Here is a 12,797-nt window from a genome sequence, read left to right as displayed (position 1 = left end):
GCGCCCAAGGCGCCGCAGGCTCTACTCTGCGGCAGACGGGAGTGAGGATGGCACGCCCTCGCACGCTCCGCCAGTCTCCAGGCGACCTTTCTACAGGCGAAACGATGCTGATTCCGACAGAACGGCTGGCATTTACGCCAGCAATGGCGGAAGTTCTTTGTTCAGGGCCAGTTTTTCCATAACGGCGCTGCCGGTCAGCGCGTAACCCAGCAGGCGGCCGCTGGCATCGCGACACAGGGCCTTGATGTCGGCGCCCTGCCCTTCGACGCTCCACACACCTTCGGTGCCCCGTGGCGCAGGTGACACCACCAGCGGGCAGACCGGGGTTTTCACGGTGATCGGCATAGGCCCATAGCTCACCGCCGTGGCGTTGCCGGCCAAGGTTTGCGCCAGGGCACGGGCGCAACTCATCAGTGGCATCACGTACAGCAGGTTCAAACCGTCGACTTCGGCGCAGTCGCCCAGGGCGTAGATGTTGGCGTGGGACGTCTTGAGGTGACGGTCCACCATGATCCCGCGATTGATTTGCAGGCCGGCGGCGGCGGCCAGGTCTACACGAGGACGCAGGCCGATGGCGGACACCACCAGGTCACAGTGGATCACATCACCGTCCGACAGGTGCGCCTCAAGGCCATCAGCCGTGCGTTGCAGGCGATTGAGCACCGGGCCCAGGTGGAAACGCGCGCCGATGCCTTCCAGCCCGGCTTGCACCGCTGCAGCAGCCGCCGGGTGCAGCAGGGTCGGCATGACCTGCTCGCACGGCGCAACCAGATCGACTTCATAGCCGCCGAGGATCAGGTCGTTGGCAAATTCGCAGCCGATCAGGCCGGCGCCAAGCAACAACACGCGACGTTTGCCGGCAGCCGCGGCGCGAAAGCGCGCGTAGTCTTCCAGGTCGTTGATCGGAAAAATCAGTTCAGCCCCATCGCCTTCGACCGGTACACGCACGGTTTCTGCGCCCCAGGCCAGGACCAGGTCGCGGTAGGCCACCGCTTCCTCGCCGATCCACAGGCGCTTGTGGCCCGGGTCGATGCCGCTGATGCGTGTGTGGGTGCGCACTTGGGCCTTGAGTTGCTCAGCCATGGCGCCGGGTTCGGCCATGCTCAGGCCATCGGCTTCCTTGTTCTTGCCAAAGCCGGTGGAGAGCATGGGCTTGGAGTAGGAGCGCCCGTCATCCGCGGTGATCAGCAGCAATGGAGTCTCGCTGTCGAGCTTGCGAAACTCCCGGGCTACGTTGTAACCGGCCAATCCTGTGCCGATGATCACGACGGGTGCGTTCATTCCCTTCTCCTTGTAGTACGTTTCTTAATTAGATGATTTCGATCATTTCGAAATCCATTTTGCCCACACCGCAGTCCGGGCACAGCCAATCTGCGGGGACATCTTCCCACCGGGTGCCTGGTGCAATACCGTCATCCGGCCAGCCGTCCTCTTCGTTGTAGATCAAGCCACAGACGATACATTGCCACTTCTTCATTACGAGCTTCCTCAAGTCCAGGCATTTTGGCCGGCGGTCGATGGATCCAGCGTTGCCGCACAGCTCAGGGCGTTTTGTACTGATCGGGGCCGGCAGATGCAAGCACGATCGACGCAAACGGCCGGTTTGGCGCGGCAAAAGTTCAGGGTGCCATGGTAAGCTCGCCGCCTCTTTTGCTGCCAATACTGACTCACCGTGCCGCACTCAATCGCCCCTTCCGATGCTTGCCAATGGCTGACCCAGAGCCTTCTGAGTCCCTTGCCCACGCCCTTGACCCTCAACTGGCTGTTTGACGAAGGCTCGCTGACGCGACGGCTGACTTGGCTGTCCAACGAGGGTTTCAGCGTGACGCCGCTGTTCGAAGGCTGGCAGCCATTGCGCGACGATGAATGTGCCGCCCTGGGCCTGGCCCCTGCCAGCATCGGCTGGGTGCGCGAGGTGTACCTGCGTGGGCATGACCAGCCGTGGGTGTTTGCCCGCAGCGTGGCGGCACGCAGTGCCTTGCAGGGCGACGGGCTGCACATGGACGAGCTGGGCAGTCGCTCGCTGGGGGAGCTGTTGTTCTGCGACCGCGCCTTTACCCGCCAGGCCATCGAAGTGTGCCATTACCCTCGCCCATGGCTACCGGCAGCGGACCAGACCGACGGTTTGTGGGCGCGCCGCTCTCGCTTCGATCGCGGCGCGCTGAGCGTGCTGGTGGCAGAAGTCTTCCTGCCGAGTTTCTGGCACGCGCTGCATGACCATCCGGAGAACTGCTGATGTATCAACGTCTGCTCAAGTCCTTGAACCGCCTGAACCCCAGGGCCTGGGATTTCATTCAGTTGACGCGCATGGACAAGCCCATTGGCATCTACCTGTTGCTGTGGCCGACATTGTGGGCACTGTGGATTGCCGGCGAGGGTTCGCCGTCGCTGCTTAATATCGTGATTTTCGTGTTGGGCGTGGTGCTGACCCGCGCCGGTGGCTGCGTGATCAATGATTGGGCTGACCGCAAGGTCGATGGCCATGTGAAGCGCACCGAGCAACGCCCACTGGTGAGCGGCAAGATCAGCTCGAAAGAGGCATTGGTGTTTTTTGCCGTGCTGATGGGTGTCAGTTTCCTGCTGGTGCTGCTGACCAACACCAGCACTATCCTGCTATCGCTGGGCGGCCTGGCGCTGGCGGCCAGCTACCCGTTCATGAAGCGCTACACCTACTACCCGCAGGTGGTGCTGGGCGCAGCGTTTTCCTGGGGGATGCCGATGGCGTTTACTGCCGAGACCGGCCATCTGCCCGCCACCGCGTGGTTGCTGTATATCGCCAACCTGTTGTGGACCGTGGGCTACGACACCTATTACGCCATGACCGACCGTGATGACGACTTGAAGATCGGGGTGAAATCCACCGCCATTCTGTTCGGCGATGCTGATCGTGTGATCATCCTGACCCTGCAAGGGCTGTCGCTGGTGTGTCTGTTGCTGGCCGGCACGCGGTTTGAACTGGGAGGTTGGTTCCAACTGGGGTTGCTGGCGGCGGCGGGCTGTTTTGCCTGGGAGTTCTGGTACACCCGTGATCGGGACCGTATGAAGTGCTTCAAGGCGTTTTTGCACAACCATTGGGCGGGGTTGGCGATTTTTGTCGGGATTGTTCTGGATTACGCGGTTCGGTAGTGCAGGACTGACGCCATCGGGGGCAAGCCCCCTCCCACATTTTGAAAGCATTCACAAATCAAGTGTGGGAGGGGGCTTGCCCCCGATGGATTCAGCAGCACCGCAGGCTTATGGCTTGATGATGTGCCAGGCACCACCCTTGCCATCCCCGGTCTTGTCACCGGCCTTCTTGTCGTCCTTGTAGGTGTAGACAGGCTTGCCTTTGTAGGCCCACTGGCTGGTCTGGTCGTCGCGGGTGATCACCGTCCAATCACCGGTCTTGGTGTCGGTGGATTCTGCCTTCAGCGGTGGCCAGTTGGTCGCGCACTGGTCCTTGCACACTGACTTGCCATCGGCGTCCTTGTCGAAGGTGTAGAGCGTCATGCCCTTGTGATCCACCAACATCCCGTCTTTAGTCATCGCAGGCTCTGCCGCAAACGCCAGGCCTGGCAGCGCCAACGCTGCGGATAGCAGCAGGGCTTTCCAGGAAATCGTGCTGTAAGTCATCGGAACCTTCCTTTTGTGGTTGTCAGGATTCGGACCCAAAGGGTAGTCCAGAGTGCCCTGAATTGCCCAAGCGACTAAATTACTGTCACACGACTGCAATAATTCCGTTATCTAATGCGGCGCAAGACAGTTAAATGACAAGAGGATTTCGAGCATGGTTGGCAGGAGCATTCTGATTGTTGACGACGAAGCGCCCATTCGCGAGATGATCGCCGTTGCGTTGGAAATGGCCGGCTATGACTGCCTGGAGGCGGAAAACTCCCAGCAGGCCCACGCCATTATCGTCGACCGCAAGCCGGACCTGATCCTGCTCGACTGGATGCTGCCCGGCACGTCCGGCATCGAGTTGGCCCGGCGCCTCAAGCGTGACGAACTGACCGGGGATATCCCGATCATCATGCTCACCGCCAAGGGTGAAGAGGACAACAAGATCCAGGGCCTGGAAGTGGGCGCTGATGACTACATCACCAAACCTTTTTCCCCTCGGGAGCTGGTGGCGCGCCTCAAAGCCGTATTGCGCCGTGCCGGCCCGACCGATGGCGAAGCGCCGATCGAAGTCGACGGCCTGATTCTGGACCCGATCAGCCACCGCGTGACCATCGACGGCAAGCCCGCCGAGATGGGCCCGACCGAATACCGATTGCTGCAATTCTTCATGACCCACCAGGAGCGCGCCTACACCCGCGGCCAATTGCTGGACCAGGTGTGGGGCGGCAATGTGTATGTGGAGGAGCGCACCGTGGACGTGCATATCCGCCGCTTGCGCAAAGCCTTGGGCGACGCGTACGAGAATCTGGTACAAACCGTGCGCGGCACCGGCTATCGGTTTTCCACCAAAAGCTGAGCCAGCCCCTTCCTCCCTTAACAGCTGACAAGGACGCATGTTTAAGTGAACCAGAACTGGCATGGCACCCTGATCCGCCACATGCTTCTGTTGATCACTGCTTGCCTGCTGGTCGGGCTGATCAGTGGCTATTACGGCTGGAGCCTGGCCGCCGGCATCGCGTTGTACCTGGGCTGGACCCTCAAACAATTGCTGCGCCTGCATGAATGGCTGCGCCAGCACAAACCCGACGAGGCGCCGCCCGATGGCTATGGCCTGTGGGGCGAGGTGTTCGACAGCATCTACCACCTGCAACGCCGCGACCAACGGGTACGCGGGCGCCTGCAAGCGGTGATCGACCGGGTGCAGGAATCCACCGCCGCACTCAAGGACGCGGTGATCATGCTCGACAGCGACGGCAACCTTGAATGGTGGAACCGCGCGGCCGAGACCCTGCTGGGCCTCAAGACGCCCCAGGACAGCGGCCAGCCGGTGACCAACCTGGTACGCCACCCGCGCTTCAAGGAATACTTCGAGCAGGACAACTACGAAGAGGCCCTGGAAATCCCCTCGCCCACCAATGACCGCGTCCGCATCCAGCTGTACCTGACGCGCTACGGCAACAACGAGCACCTGATGCTGGTGCGCGACGTCACCCGCATCCACCAGCTGGAACAGATGCGCAAGGACTTCGTCGCCAACGTCTCCCACGAGTTGCGCACGCCCTTGACGGTGATCTGCGGCTACCTGGAGACGCTGCTGGACAACGTCGACGAGATCAACCCGCGCTGGAGCCGCGCCCTGCAGCAGATGCAGCAGCAGGGCTCGCGCATGCAGACCCTGCTCAACGACTTGCTGCTTTTGGCCAAGCTTGAAGCCACCGATTACCCCTCGGATAACCACCCGGTGGCAGTGCAAAGCCTGCTGCACACCATAAAGAATGACGCCCAGGCGCTCTCCGGTGAACGCGGCCAGCAGATCACCCTGGAAGCCGACCCAACGGTGCTGCTCAAGGGCAGTGAGGGCGAGTTACGCAGCGCGTTCTCCAATTTGGTGTTCAACGCGGTGAAGTACACCCAGGACAAGGGCAATATTCGTATTCGCTGGTGGGCCGACGAACAGGGCGCGCACCTGAGCGTGCAGGACTCGGGTATCGGCATCGACGCCAAGCACCTGCCGCGCCTCACCGAACGCTTCTACCGCGTTGACTCCAGCCGCAACTCCAACACCGGCGGCACGGGGCTCGGCCTGGCCATCGTCAAGCATGTGTTGTTGCGCCATCGGGCACGCCTGGAAATCAGCAGCGTGCTGGGGCATGGCAGTACGTTTACCTGCCATTTTCCAACAACGCAGGTGACGCGTTCGCCAGTGATCGACAATGATGAATAACTCAAATACAGCCCCCTCCCACATTGGATTTGTATGCTTTTGGAGAACAGGTTCCTTGCCCCGCCCGGCAGCGGGCACTAGGCAAGCGCCCCGTCAGCCGCTACATTGGCCGACTTGCGCCTGCCTTTCAGGCTCACCTGTCATCCCTTATTGAACACACGGAACCTGCAAAACCCCATCATGGACCCTTCCCCTGGCATTACCCTCGCTACACTCTTCGCCGATTTCGGCATGATTCTTTTTGCACTGATCCTGGTACTGCTCAACGGTTTCTTCGTTGCGGCGGAATTTGCCATGGTCAAACTGCGCGCCACGCGGGTCGAGGCCATCGCCCACAAGAACGGCTGGCGCGGGCAGATCCTGCGCACCGTACACAGCCAGCTCGACGCCTACCTGTCGGCCTGTCAGCTGGGTATCACCCTGGCGTCCCTGGGCCTGGGCTGGGTCGGTGAACCGGCCTTTGCGCACATCCTCGAGCCAATGCTGGGCGCGATCGGCGTGCAGTCGCCGGAAGTGATCAAGGGCGTGTCGTTCTTTGCCGCCTTCTTCGTGATTTCCTACCTGCACATCGTGGTCGGCGAGCTGGCGCCCAAATCCTGGGCGATTCGCAAGCCCGAGTTGCTGTCGCTGTGGACCGCGGTGCCGCTGTACCTGTTCTACTGGGCGATGTACCCGGCCATCTACCTGCTCAACGCCAGCGCCAACGCCATCCTGCGCATCGCAGGCCAAGGCGAGCCTGGCCCGCACCATGAGCACCATTACAGCCGCGAAGAGCTCAAACTGATCCTGCACTCCAGCCGTGGCCAGGACCCGAGCGACCAAGGTATGCGCGTACTGGCCTCTGCGGTGGAAATGGGCGAGCTGGAAGTGGTGGACTGGGCCAACTCCCGGGAAGACCTGGTAACCCTGGACTTCAACGCCCCGCTCAAAGAGATTCTTGCGCTGTTCCGTCGCCACAAATTCAGCCGGTACCCGGTGTATGACGCGGTGCGCAATGAGTTCGTGGGCCTGTTGCACATCAAGGATCTGCTGCTGGAACTGGCCGCCCTGGACCATATTCCCGAATCCTTCAACCTGGCCGAACTGACCCGCCCGCTTGAACGCGTCTCGCGGCACATGCCGTTGTCGCAACTGCTGGAGCAGTTCCGCAAAGGCGGCGCGCACTTCGCCCTGGTGGAGGAAGCCGATGGCAAGATCATCGGCTACCTGACCATGGAAGACGTGCTGGAAGTACTGGTGGGCGATATCCAGGATGAACACCGCAAGGCCGAACGCGGCATCCTCGCCTACCAGCCCGGCAAATTGCTGGTACGTGGCGACACGCCGTTGTTCAAAGTCGAACGCCTGCTGGGCGTCGACCTGGACCACATCGAAGCCGAAACCCTGGCCGGCCTGATCTACGACACCCTCAAGCGCGTGCCGGAAGAAGAGGAAGTGCTGGAAGTGGAAGGCTTGCGGATCATCATCAAGAAGATGAAAGGGCCGAAGATAGTACTGGCCAAGGTCTTGCTGCTGGACTGACCTTCGATTGCCCAATGCAAAATTGGGCAATATCCCAAGCGTCGTGACGACCTAAACGATCGTCACGCAGGCAGCGCGTTGAAACAGATATCCACATTCATCTGCGCCGCGGCCGACAGATTGACTAACGCATCAAGAGAACACTTGTCGATCTTGCCATTGAGTACGTCGTTCAGGCGAGGCTGGCTGATACCCAGCCTTAGCGCCGCATCCTTCTGGGACAGCTCCCAGCTACGAATGGTGCTGCACAACTCCAACAGCAACTTTGAGCGTAGGCGCATATTGGCGGCTTGCGCTGGCGTGTCCTCCAGAGCATCCCACACAGAGTTGAAACGTTCGGTATGTAACTTTTGATTTGTCATGGGCTTAACCTAATTCCTGCAATCTGGCACGCGCCAATTCGATATCCCGCCCTTCGGTTTTCCGTGTGGTCTTGCGCAACGCGTGCAGCACATAGACAGCTTCCGGCCGATTGACCACGTAGAACACTCGAAACGCACCCGACTCTTCAGTGATCCGAATCTCATTGACGCCCCTTCCGATCGTTTTCATCGGCTTGCAATCGAAGGGCTGCTCACCCTGTTGCAACAGATCCAACTGAAAACCGGCTGCCCTTCGGGCGTCGAGAGGAAAATCCTTGAGATCCTTGAGCGAGCTTCCTAGAAACACCACATCCTTGTGCCTTGGCATTGATTTCTCCTTTCCTGGAAAGAAAAAGCGTAATCGACGACTCAACCAAAGGCGGTGCAGCTTTGTTTCAAGGCATAGCAAAGGCTCGACAACACTGAAGCGTTATCGAGAGCCTATATCGGAACAGATATAAATCAAGCCATCTAGCAGGAATCAGACAACCGGTCGGTTGCTTGATTCAGGCCATCAGGCACCCGGCACAAAATGCTTCTGCGCCGTGCCGCGGGCGATCAGGCGTGAGATATAGTCCAGCTTCTGCGCATCCTGGTCGATAAAGCGAAAGGTCAGTTGCAACCAGTCGCTGTCGGGCCTGGGCTCGTAGGCGACGATGGCATGCAGGTAGCCGTTGAGGCGTGCGACTTCGGCATTGTCGCCCTGCTCAAGGTCGAGCACGGCGCTTTCCAGTACCTGAGGCAGGACGTCGCCGCGCTTTACCACCAGCAACGCTTCCTTGATGCTCAGGGCCTTGATCACGCATTGCTGAGTGCCACTGGAGAGGCGCAACTGGCCCTGACCGCGACTGCCAGCCGGCGCCGCTGCTGCCGGGGCCTTCACGGGTGGGGTGTTGAGCAGACCTTTACTGGGCGCCGCCACCGGAGCCGGCTTGACCGCTTCGGGTCTGCCGCCGGTCAGGGCGCTCAGGGAGTCGTTGCCGAAGGCCGAGTTCATCTTGGTCGGCGCGCTGGCGATCAGTGCGTCGAGGCGGCCGATCTTGTGCAGGGCCTGCTTGACCTTGTTCAGCAGTTGCTCGTTGGTGAACGGTTTGCTGACATAGCCGGAAACGCCGGCCTGGATCGCCTGAACCACGTTTTCCTTATCGCCACGGCTGGTCACCATCACGAACGGCATGGCCTTCAGATGCGCTTGCTCGCGGCACCAGGTCAAGAGCTCAAGACCGGACATCTCAGGCATTTCCCAGTCACACAGCACCAGGTCGAAGGTTTCGCGCATCAGGATGGATTGCGCCTTTTTGCCGTTCACCGCATCTTCGATCTTGATTCCGGGGAAGTAATTGCGCAGGCACTTCTTCACCAGGTCGCGAATAAACGAGGCGTCATCCACCACCAATACACTGACTTTGCTCATCGACCCTTCATCCTATAAAAACCTCGGCTGGCAGTACGCCTGACTGATGGCATTTTGCCAAAACCTTGCAGTCACGTTCGGACTTTATTCGCCGCCCGCGCAAAAAATTCAGCTGCCACAAACGAAAACGCCCGGCCAATGGCCGGGCGTTAATTTCACGGGCAACCTTACTTATCGTCAGATTCGCCTGGAACATTAGGCGTTTGATCGGCGGAGCCCTCAACTTCGGCCTTCATGCGCTTGAGGCCCATGTGCCGAACGTCGGTACCGCGCACCAGGTAGATCACCAGTTCCGAGATATTACGCGCGTGATCGCCGATCCGCTCCAGGGAGCGCAGCACCCAGATAATGCTCAAGACCCGCGAGATAGAGCGTGGATCTTCCATCATGTAGGTGGCCAGCTCACGCAAGGCGGTCTTGTACTCGCGGTCGATGACCTTGTCGTACTGAGCCACCGACAACGCCAGGTCTGCATCGAAACGCGCAAACGCGTCGAGGGCATCGCGTACCATGTTGCGCACCTGGTCGCCGATATGGCGCACTTCCACGTAACCGCGTGGCGCTTCACCTTCTTCGCACAGTTGGATGGCACGGCGGGCGATCTTGGTGGCTTCGTCGCCAATGCGCTCCAGGTCGATCACCGACTTGGAGATGCTGATGATCAAACGCAAGTCCGAGGCCGCCGGCTGGCGACGGGCAAGAATGCGCAGGCACTCTTCATCGATATTGCGTTCCATCTGGTTGATCTGGTCATCGATCTCGCGCACCTGCTGGGCCAGGCCCGAGTCGGCCTCGATCAGCGCGGTGACGGCATCGTTGACTTGCTTCTCCACCAGCCCGCCCATCGCCAGGAGGTGGCTGCGCACTTCCTCAAGCTCGGCGTTGAACTGCGCGGAGATGTGATGGGTAAGGCCTTCTTTGCTAATCATGTTGGCGTCCTTGGAGCGTCCGGTAAGGTGCGGAGAACCGCAGCGTCAGTGCAATCAGAACCACAGCTTCCTAGCCGTAGCGACCGGTGATGTAGTCTTCGGTCTGCTTCTTCGCCGGATTGGTGAACAGGGTATCGGTATCGCCGAACTCCACCAGCTTGCCCATGTACATGAACGCGGTGTAGTCCGAAACCCGCGCCGCCTGTTGCATGTTGTGGGTCACGATAACGATGGTGAACTTGGACTTGAGCTCGTAGATCAGCTCTTCGACTTTCAGGGTCGAGATCGGGTCGAGCGCCGAGCACGGTTCGTCGAGCAGCAGCACTTCCGGCTCTACGGCGATGGTACGGGCGATCACCAGACGCTGCTGCTGGCCGCCGGACAAGCCAAGTGCCGACTCGTGCAGACGGTCCTTGACCTCGTCCCACAACGCGGCGCCCTTGAGAGCCCATTCAACCGCTTCGTCGAGAACGCGCTTCTTGTTGATGCCCTGGATGCGCAGGCCATAGACCACGTTCTCATAAATGGTCTTGGGGAACGGGTTGGGCTTCTGGAACACCATGCCCACCCGGCGTCGCAACTCGGCCACGTCTTCACCCTTGCGGTAAATATTGGTGCCGTAGAGATTGATCGCGCCTTCCACACGGCAACCGTCCACCAGGTCATTCATACGGTTGAAGGTGCGCAGCAATGTCGACTTGCCGCAGCCGGACGGGCCGATAAAGGCGGTCACGCGCTGCTTGGGGATGTTCATGCTGACGTCGAACAGCGCTTGTTTTTCGCCGTAGTACAGGCTCAGGCCCGGGACTTCGATGGCCACGGTTTCCTGGGCCAGGCTCAGGCTCTGTTTGTCGCGACCCAGGGCAGACATGTTGATGCCGTGAGGTTGGTTTTCGTGTTGCATGGGATGCTCCCTGTGCTACCAATTCGTTTCGTTGAACCGCCGGGGCGGCTTACTCAAATTCTGTGTCTGTGGGAGCTGGCTTGCCTGCGATGGCATCACTGCGGTCTGACTGATACGCCGCGTCGTCTGCATCGCAGGCAAGCCAGCTCCCACATTGGACCGTGTCAGCTATCCAGCGCCTTGTATTTTTCGCGCAGGTGGTTACGAATCCACACCGCCGACAGGTTGAGCGTGGCGATCACCAGCACCAGCAGCAACGCGGTGGCGTACACCAGCGGCCGTGCGGCTTCGACGTTGGGGCTCTGGAAGCCGACGTCATAAATATGGAAGCCCAGGTGCATGATCTTCTGGTCCAGGTGCAGGTACGGATAGTTGCCGTCCAGCGGCAGCGACGGCGCCAGCTTCACTACCCCCACCAGCATCAGCGGCGCCACTTCGCCGGCGGCGCGGGCCACGGCGAGGATCATGCCGGTCATCATGGCCGGGCTGGCCATCGGCAGCACGATCTTCCATAGCGTTTCCGCCTTGGTCGCGCCCAGTGCCAGGGAGCCTTCACGCACCGTGCGAGGGATCCGCGCAAGGCCTTCTTCGGTGGCCACGATCACCACCGGCACCGCCAGTAGCGCCAGGGTCAGAGAGGCCCAGAGCAGGCCCGGAGTACCGAAGGTCGGCGCCGGCAAGGCTTCGGCGAAGAACAGGCGGTCAACCGAACCACCCAGTACATAGACGAAGAAGCCCAGGCCGAATACGCCGTAGACGATGGCCGGTACGCCCGCCAGGTTGTTCACGGCGATACGGATGATCCGCGTCAGGGTGTTCTGCTTGGCGTACTCACGCAGGTACACCGCCGCCAGCACGCCAAACGGGGTGACGATCATCGCCATGATCAGGGTCATCATCACGGTGCCGAAGATGGCCGGGAAGATCCCGCCTTCGGTGTTGGCTTCCCGTGGGTCATCGCTGAGAAACTCCCAGACCTTGCTGAAGTAGAAGCCGATCTTGGTCAGGGTGCCCATGGCGTTCGGCTGGTAGGCGTGCACCACTTTGCCGATGCCGATTTCCACTTCCTTGCCGTTGCCATCGCGGGCGGTCAGGGCGTCGCGGTTGAACTGGGCGTGCAGGTCGGCCAGGCGCGCTTCGATATCTTGATAGCGAGCGTTGAGTTCGGCACGGTCGGCGTCCATATCGGCCTGGGCGGCGGCGTCGAGCTTGCCTTCCAGTTCCAGTTTGCGCCCGTGCAGGCGGATGCGTTCCAGGCCGGCGTTGATCGCACCGATATCGGTTTTTTCCAGGGTCTTGAGCTGGGCGGCGAGCTTGTTGACACGGTCCACGCGAGCTTGCAGCTCTGGCCATGCGGCCTCGCCTTCAGCGATGACCTTGCCGTCCTGCTTGACGTTGACCAGGGTGCCGTAGAAGTTGCCCCACTCACGACGCTCAATGGTCATCAGGTTGGCCGGCTTGGTCTGGTCCTTCAACCATTCGCCGACGATCCAGGTGAAGTCGTTGCCGTTCAAGTCGCGGTTGCCGACCTTGATCAGCTCGCGGGTCATGAATTCCGGGCCCTGGTCCGGCACCGGCAGGCCCGCGCTCTTGAGGCGCTCACGCGGCACTTCTTCTTTCTGTACCACTTCGCCGATGACGATATGGTTGGCCTGGCCCGGCACGTTGTAGTTGGCCTGGATCAGGTCGGCCGGCCAGAAGTGGCCCAGACCACGCACGGCAATCACAGCCAGCAAACCAATGGTCATGATGACCGCGATGGACACCGCGCCACCGCTGATCCAGACGCCTGGGGCGCCGCTCTTGAACCATCCATTCAGGGAGTTCTGTTTCACAGACTTCT

The 12,797-nt window shown here is 60.5% G+C and carries 14 protein-coding genes; 5 read left to right on the top strand and 9 right to left on the bottom strand.

What is annotated here, in order from left to right; translation table 11 throughout:
- Nucleotides 1–132: 132 nt before the first annotated feature.
- Together QMK52_RS07690 and QMK52_RS07685 are read right to left on the bottom strand one after the other, a co-directional pair.
- Nucleotides 133–1,281, bottom strand: coding sequence for an NAD(P)/FAD-dependent oxidoreductase (locus QMK52_RS07690; RefSeq protein WP_005792521.1), 1,149 nt, complete (start codon nucleotides 1,279–1,281; stop codon nucleotides 133–135).
- 28 nt (nucleotides 1,282–1,309) lie between these two features.
- The gene (locus QMK52_RS07685) at nucleotides 1,310–1,477 is read right to left on the bottom strand and encodes a rubredoxin (RefSeq protein ID WP_005792522.1); all 168 of its coding nucleotides are present in this window, start codon (nucleotides 1,475–1,477) and stop codon (nucleotides 1,310–1,312) included.
- Between the two features lie 195 nt (nucleotides 1,478–1,672).
- Between QMK52_RS07685 and QMK52_RS07680 the strand changes: the two genes are divergently transcribed.
- Together QMK52_RS07680 and ubiA are read left to right on the top strand one after the other, a co-directional pair.
- A complete protein-coding gene (locus QMK52_RS07680; protein ID WP_194439605.1) occupies nucleotides 1,673–2,236 on the top strand; it encodes a chorismate--pyruvate lyase family protein in 564 nt (187 codons plus the stop codon).
- On the top strand, nucleotides 2,236–3,126 hold the full coding sequence (gene ubiA / locus QMK52_RS07675; protein ID WP_320403980.1) for a 4-hydroxybenzoate octaprenyltransferase: 891 nt from the start codon (nucleotides 2,236–2,238) through the stop codon (nucleotides 3,124–3,126). Before QMK52_RS07680 ends, ubiA begins: the two co-directional genes overlap by 1 nt.
- Nucleotides 3,127–3,234: 108 nt before the next feature.
- On the opposite strand, the gene QMK52_RS07670 is transcribed toward ubiA, so the two are convergent.
- Nucleotides 3,235–3,612, bottom strand: coding sequence for a hypothetical protein (locus QMK52_RS07670; protein WP_122732688.1), 378 nt, complete (start codon nucleotides 3,610–3,612; stop codon nucleotides 3,235–3,237).
- Between the two features lie 154 nt (nucleotides 3,613–3,766).
- Between QMK52_RS07670 and phoB the strand changes: the two genes are divergently transcribed.
- The 3 genes from phoB (at nucleotide 3,767) to QMK52_RS07655 (ending at nucleotide 7,345) form a co-directional block, all read left to right on the top strand.
- The gene (gene phoB / locus QMK52_RS07665; protein ID WP_005792526.1) at nucleotides 3,767–4,456 is read left to right on the top strand and encodes a phosphate regulon transcriptional regulator PhoB; all 690 of its coding nucleotides are present in this window, start codon (nucleotides 3,767–3,769) and stop codon (nucleotides 4,454–4,456) included.
- An 81-nt stretch (nucleotides 4,457–4,537) separates the two neighbouring features.
- Nucleotides 4,538–5,824 (top strand): phosphate regulon sensor histidine kinase PhoR, encoded by a 1,287-nt coding sequence (gene phoR, locus QMK52_RS07660; RefSeq protein WP_236648093.1) that lies wholly within the window; start codon nucleotides 4,538–4,540, stop codon nucleotides 5,822–5,824.
- Nucleotides 5,825–6,004: 180 nt separating this feature from the next.
- Nucleotides 6,005–7,345: a hemolysin family protein gene (locus tag QMK52_RS07655; protein ID WP_005792528.1), complete on the top strand. Its 1,341-nt coding sequence runs from the start codon at nucleotides 6,005–6,007 to the stop codon at nucleotides 7,343–7,345.
- A gap of 62 nt (nucleotides 7,346–7,407) precedes the next feature.
- On the opposite strand, the gene QMK52_RS07650 is transcribed toward QMK52_RS07655, so the two are convergent.
- The 6 genes from QMK52_RS07650 to pstA all read right to left on the bottom strand — a co-directional run bounded on the left by QMK52_RS07650 (nucleotide 7,408) and on the right by pstA (nucleotide 12,789).
- Complete coding sequence (locus QMK52_RS07650; RefSeq protein ID WP_320403979.1) at nucleotides 7,408–7,707, bottom strand: helix-turn-helix domain-containing protein; 300 nt, start codon at nucleotides 7,705–7,707, stop codon at nucleotides 7,408–7,410.
- Between the two features lie 4 nt (nucleotides 7,708–7,711).
- A complete protein-coding gene (locus tag QMK52_RS07645) occupies nucleotides 7,712–8,035 on the bottom strand; it encodes a type II toxin-antitoxin system RelE/ParE family toxin (RefSeq protein ID WP_005792530.1) in 324 nt (107 codons plus the stop codon).
- Nucleotides 8,036–8,221: 186 nt separating this feature from the next.
- On the bottom strand, nucleotides 8,222–9,121 hold the full coding sequence (locus QMK52_RS07640; protein WP_005792531.1) for a response regulator: 900 nt from the start codon (nucleotides 9,119–9,121) through the stop codon (nucleotides 8,222–8,224).
- A gap of 167 nt (nucleotides 9,122–9,288) precedes the next feature.
- Nucleotides 9,289–10,050, bottom strand: a complete 762-nt coding sequence (gene phoU, locus QMK52_RS07635) for a phosphate signaling complex protein PhoU (protein WP_005792532.1) — start codon at nucleotides 10,048–10,050, stop codon at nucleotides 9,289–9,291.
- Between the two features lie 70 nt (nucleotides 10,051–10,120).
- Nucleotides 10,121–10,954: a phosphate ABC transporter ATP-binding protein PstB gene (gene pstB, locus QMK52_RS07630; protein ID WP_005792533.1), complete on the bottom strand. Its 834-nt coding sequence runs from the start codon at nucleotides 10,952–10,954 to the stop codon at nucleotides 10,121–10,123.
- A gap of 164 nt (nucleotides 10,955–11,118) precedes the next feature.
- Nucleotides 11,119–12,789: a phosphate ABC transporter permease PstA gene (gene pstA / locus QMK52_RS07625; RefSeq protein WP_005792534.1), complete on the bottom strand. Its 1,671-nt coding sequence runs from the start codon at nucleotides 12,787–12,789 to the stop codon at nucleotides 11,119–11,121.
- Between the last annotated feature and the right edge of the window lie 8 nt (nucleotides 12,790–12,797).

The organism is Pseudomonas sp. P9_2 (assembly GCF_034008255.1).
Taxonomy (GTDB): Bacteria; Pseudomonadota; Gammaproteobacteria; order Pseudomonadales; family Pseudomonadaceae; genus Aquipseudomonas; species Aquipseudomonas synxantha_A.
The sequence above is the reverse complement of the archived record's forward strand: the minus strand, read 5'-3'. Positions and strand labels throughout refer to the sequence as shown.

What these genes read in the sequence shown, in the direction of transcription:
- QMK52_RS07690 (WP_005792521.1), bottom strand. Translation starts at nt 1,281, where the DNA reads ATGAACGCACCCGTCGTGATCATCGGCACAGGATTGGCCGGTTACAAC.
- QMK52_RS07685 (WP_005792522.1), bottom strand. Translation starts at nt 1,477, where the DNA reads ATGAAGAAGTGGCAATGTATCGTCTGTGGCTTGATCTACAACGAAGAG.
- ubiA (WP_320403980.1), top strand. Translation starts at nt 2,236, where the DNA reads ATGTATCAACGTCTGCTCAAGTCCTTGAACCGCCTGAACCCCAGGGCC.
- QMK52_RS07670 (WP_122732688.1), bottom strand. Translation starts at nt 3,612, where the DNA reads ATGACTTACAGCACGATTTCCTGGAAAGCCCTGCTGCTATCCGCAGCG.
- phoB (WP_005792526.1), top strand. Translation starts at nt 3,767, where the DNA reads ATGGTTGGCAGGAGCATTCTGATTGTTGACGACGAAGCGCCCATTCGC.
- phoR (WP_236648093.1), top strand. Translation starts at nt 4,538, where the DNA reads ATGCTTCTGTTGATCACTGCTTGCCTGCTGGTCGGGCTGATCAGTGGC.
- QMK52_RS07655 (WP_005792528.1), top strand. Translation starts at nt 6,005, where the DNA reads ATGGACCCTTCCCCTGGCATTACCCTCGCTACACTCTTCGCCGATTTC.
- QMK52_RS07650 (WP_320403979.1), bottom strand. Translation starts at nt 7,707, where the DNA reads ATGACAAATCAAAAGTTACATACCGAACGTTTCAACTCTGTGTGGGAT.
- QMK52_RS07645 (WP_005792530.1), bottom strand. Translation starts at nt 8,035, where the DNA reads ATGCCAAGGCACAAGGATGTGGTGTTTCTAGGAAGCTCGCTCAAGGAT.
- QMK52_RS07640 (WP_005792531.1), bottom strand. Translation starts at nt 9,121, where the DNA reads ATGAGCAAAGTCAGTGTATTGGTGGTGGATGACGCCTCGTTTATTCGC.
- phoU (WP_005792532.1), bottom strand. Translation starts at nt 10,050, where the DNA reads ATGATTAGCAAAGAAGGCCTTACCCATCACATCTCCGCGCAGTTCAAC.
- pstB (WP_005792533.1), bottom strand. Translation starts at nt 10,954, where the DNA reads ATGCAACACGAAAACCAACCTCACGGCATCAACATGTCTGCCCTGGGT.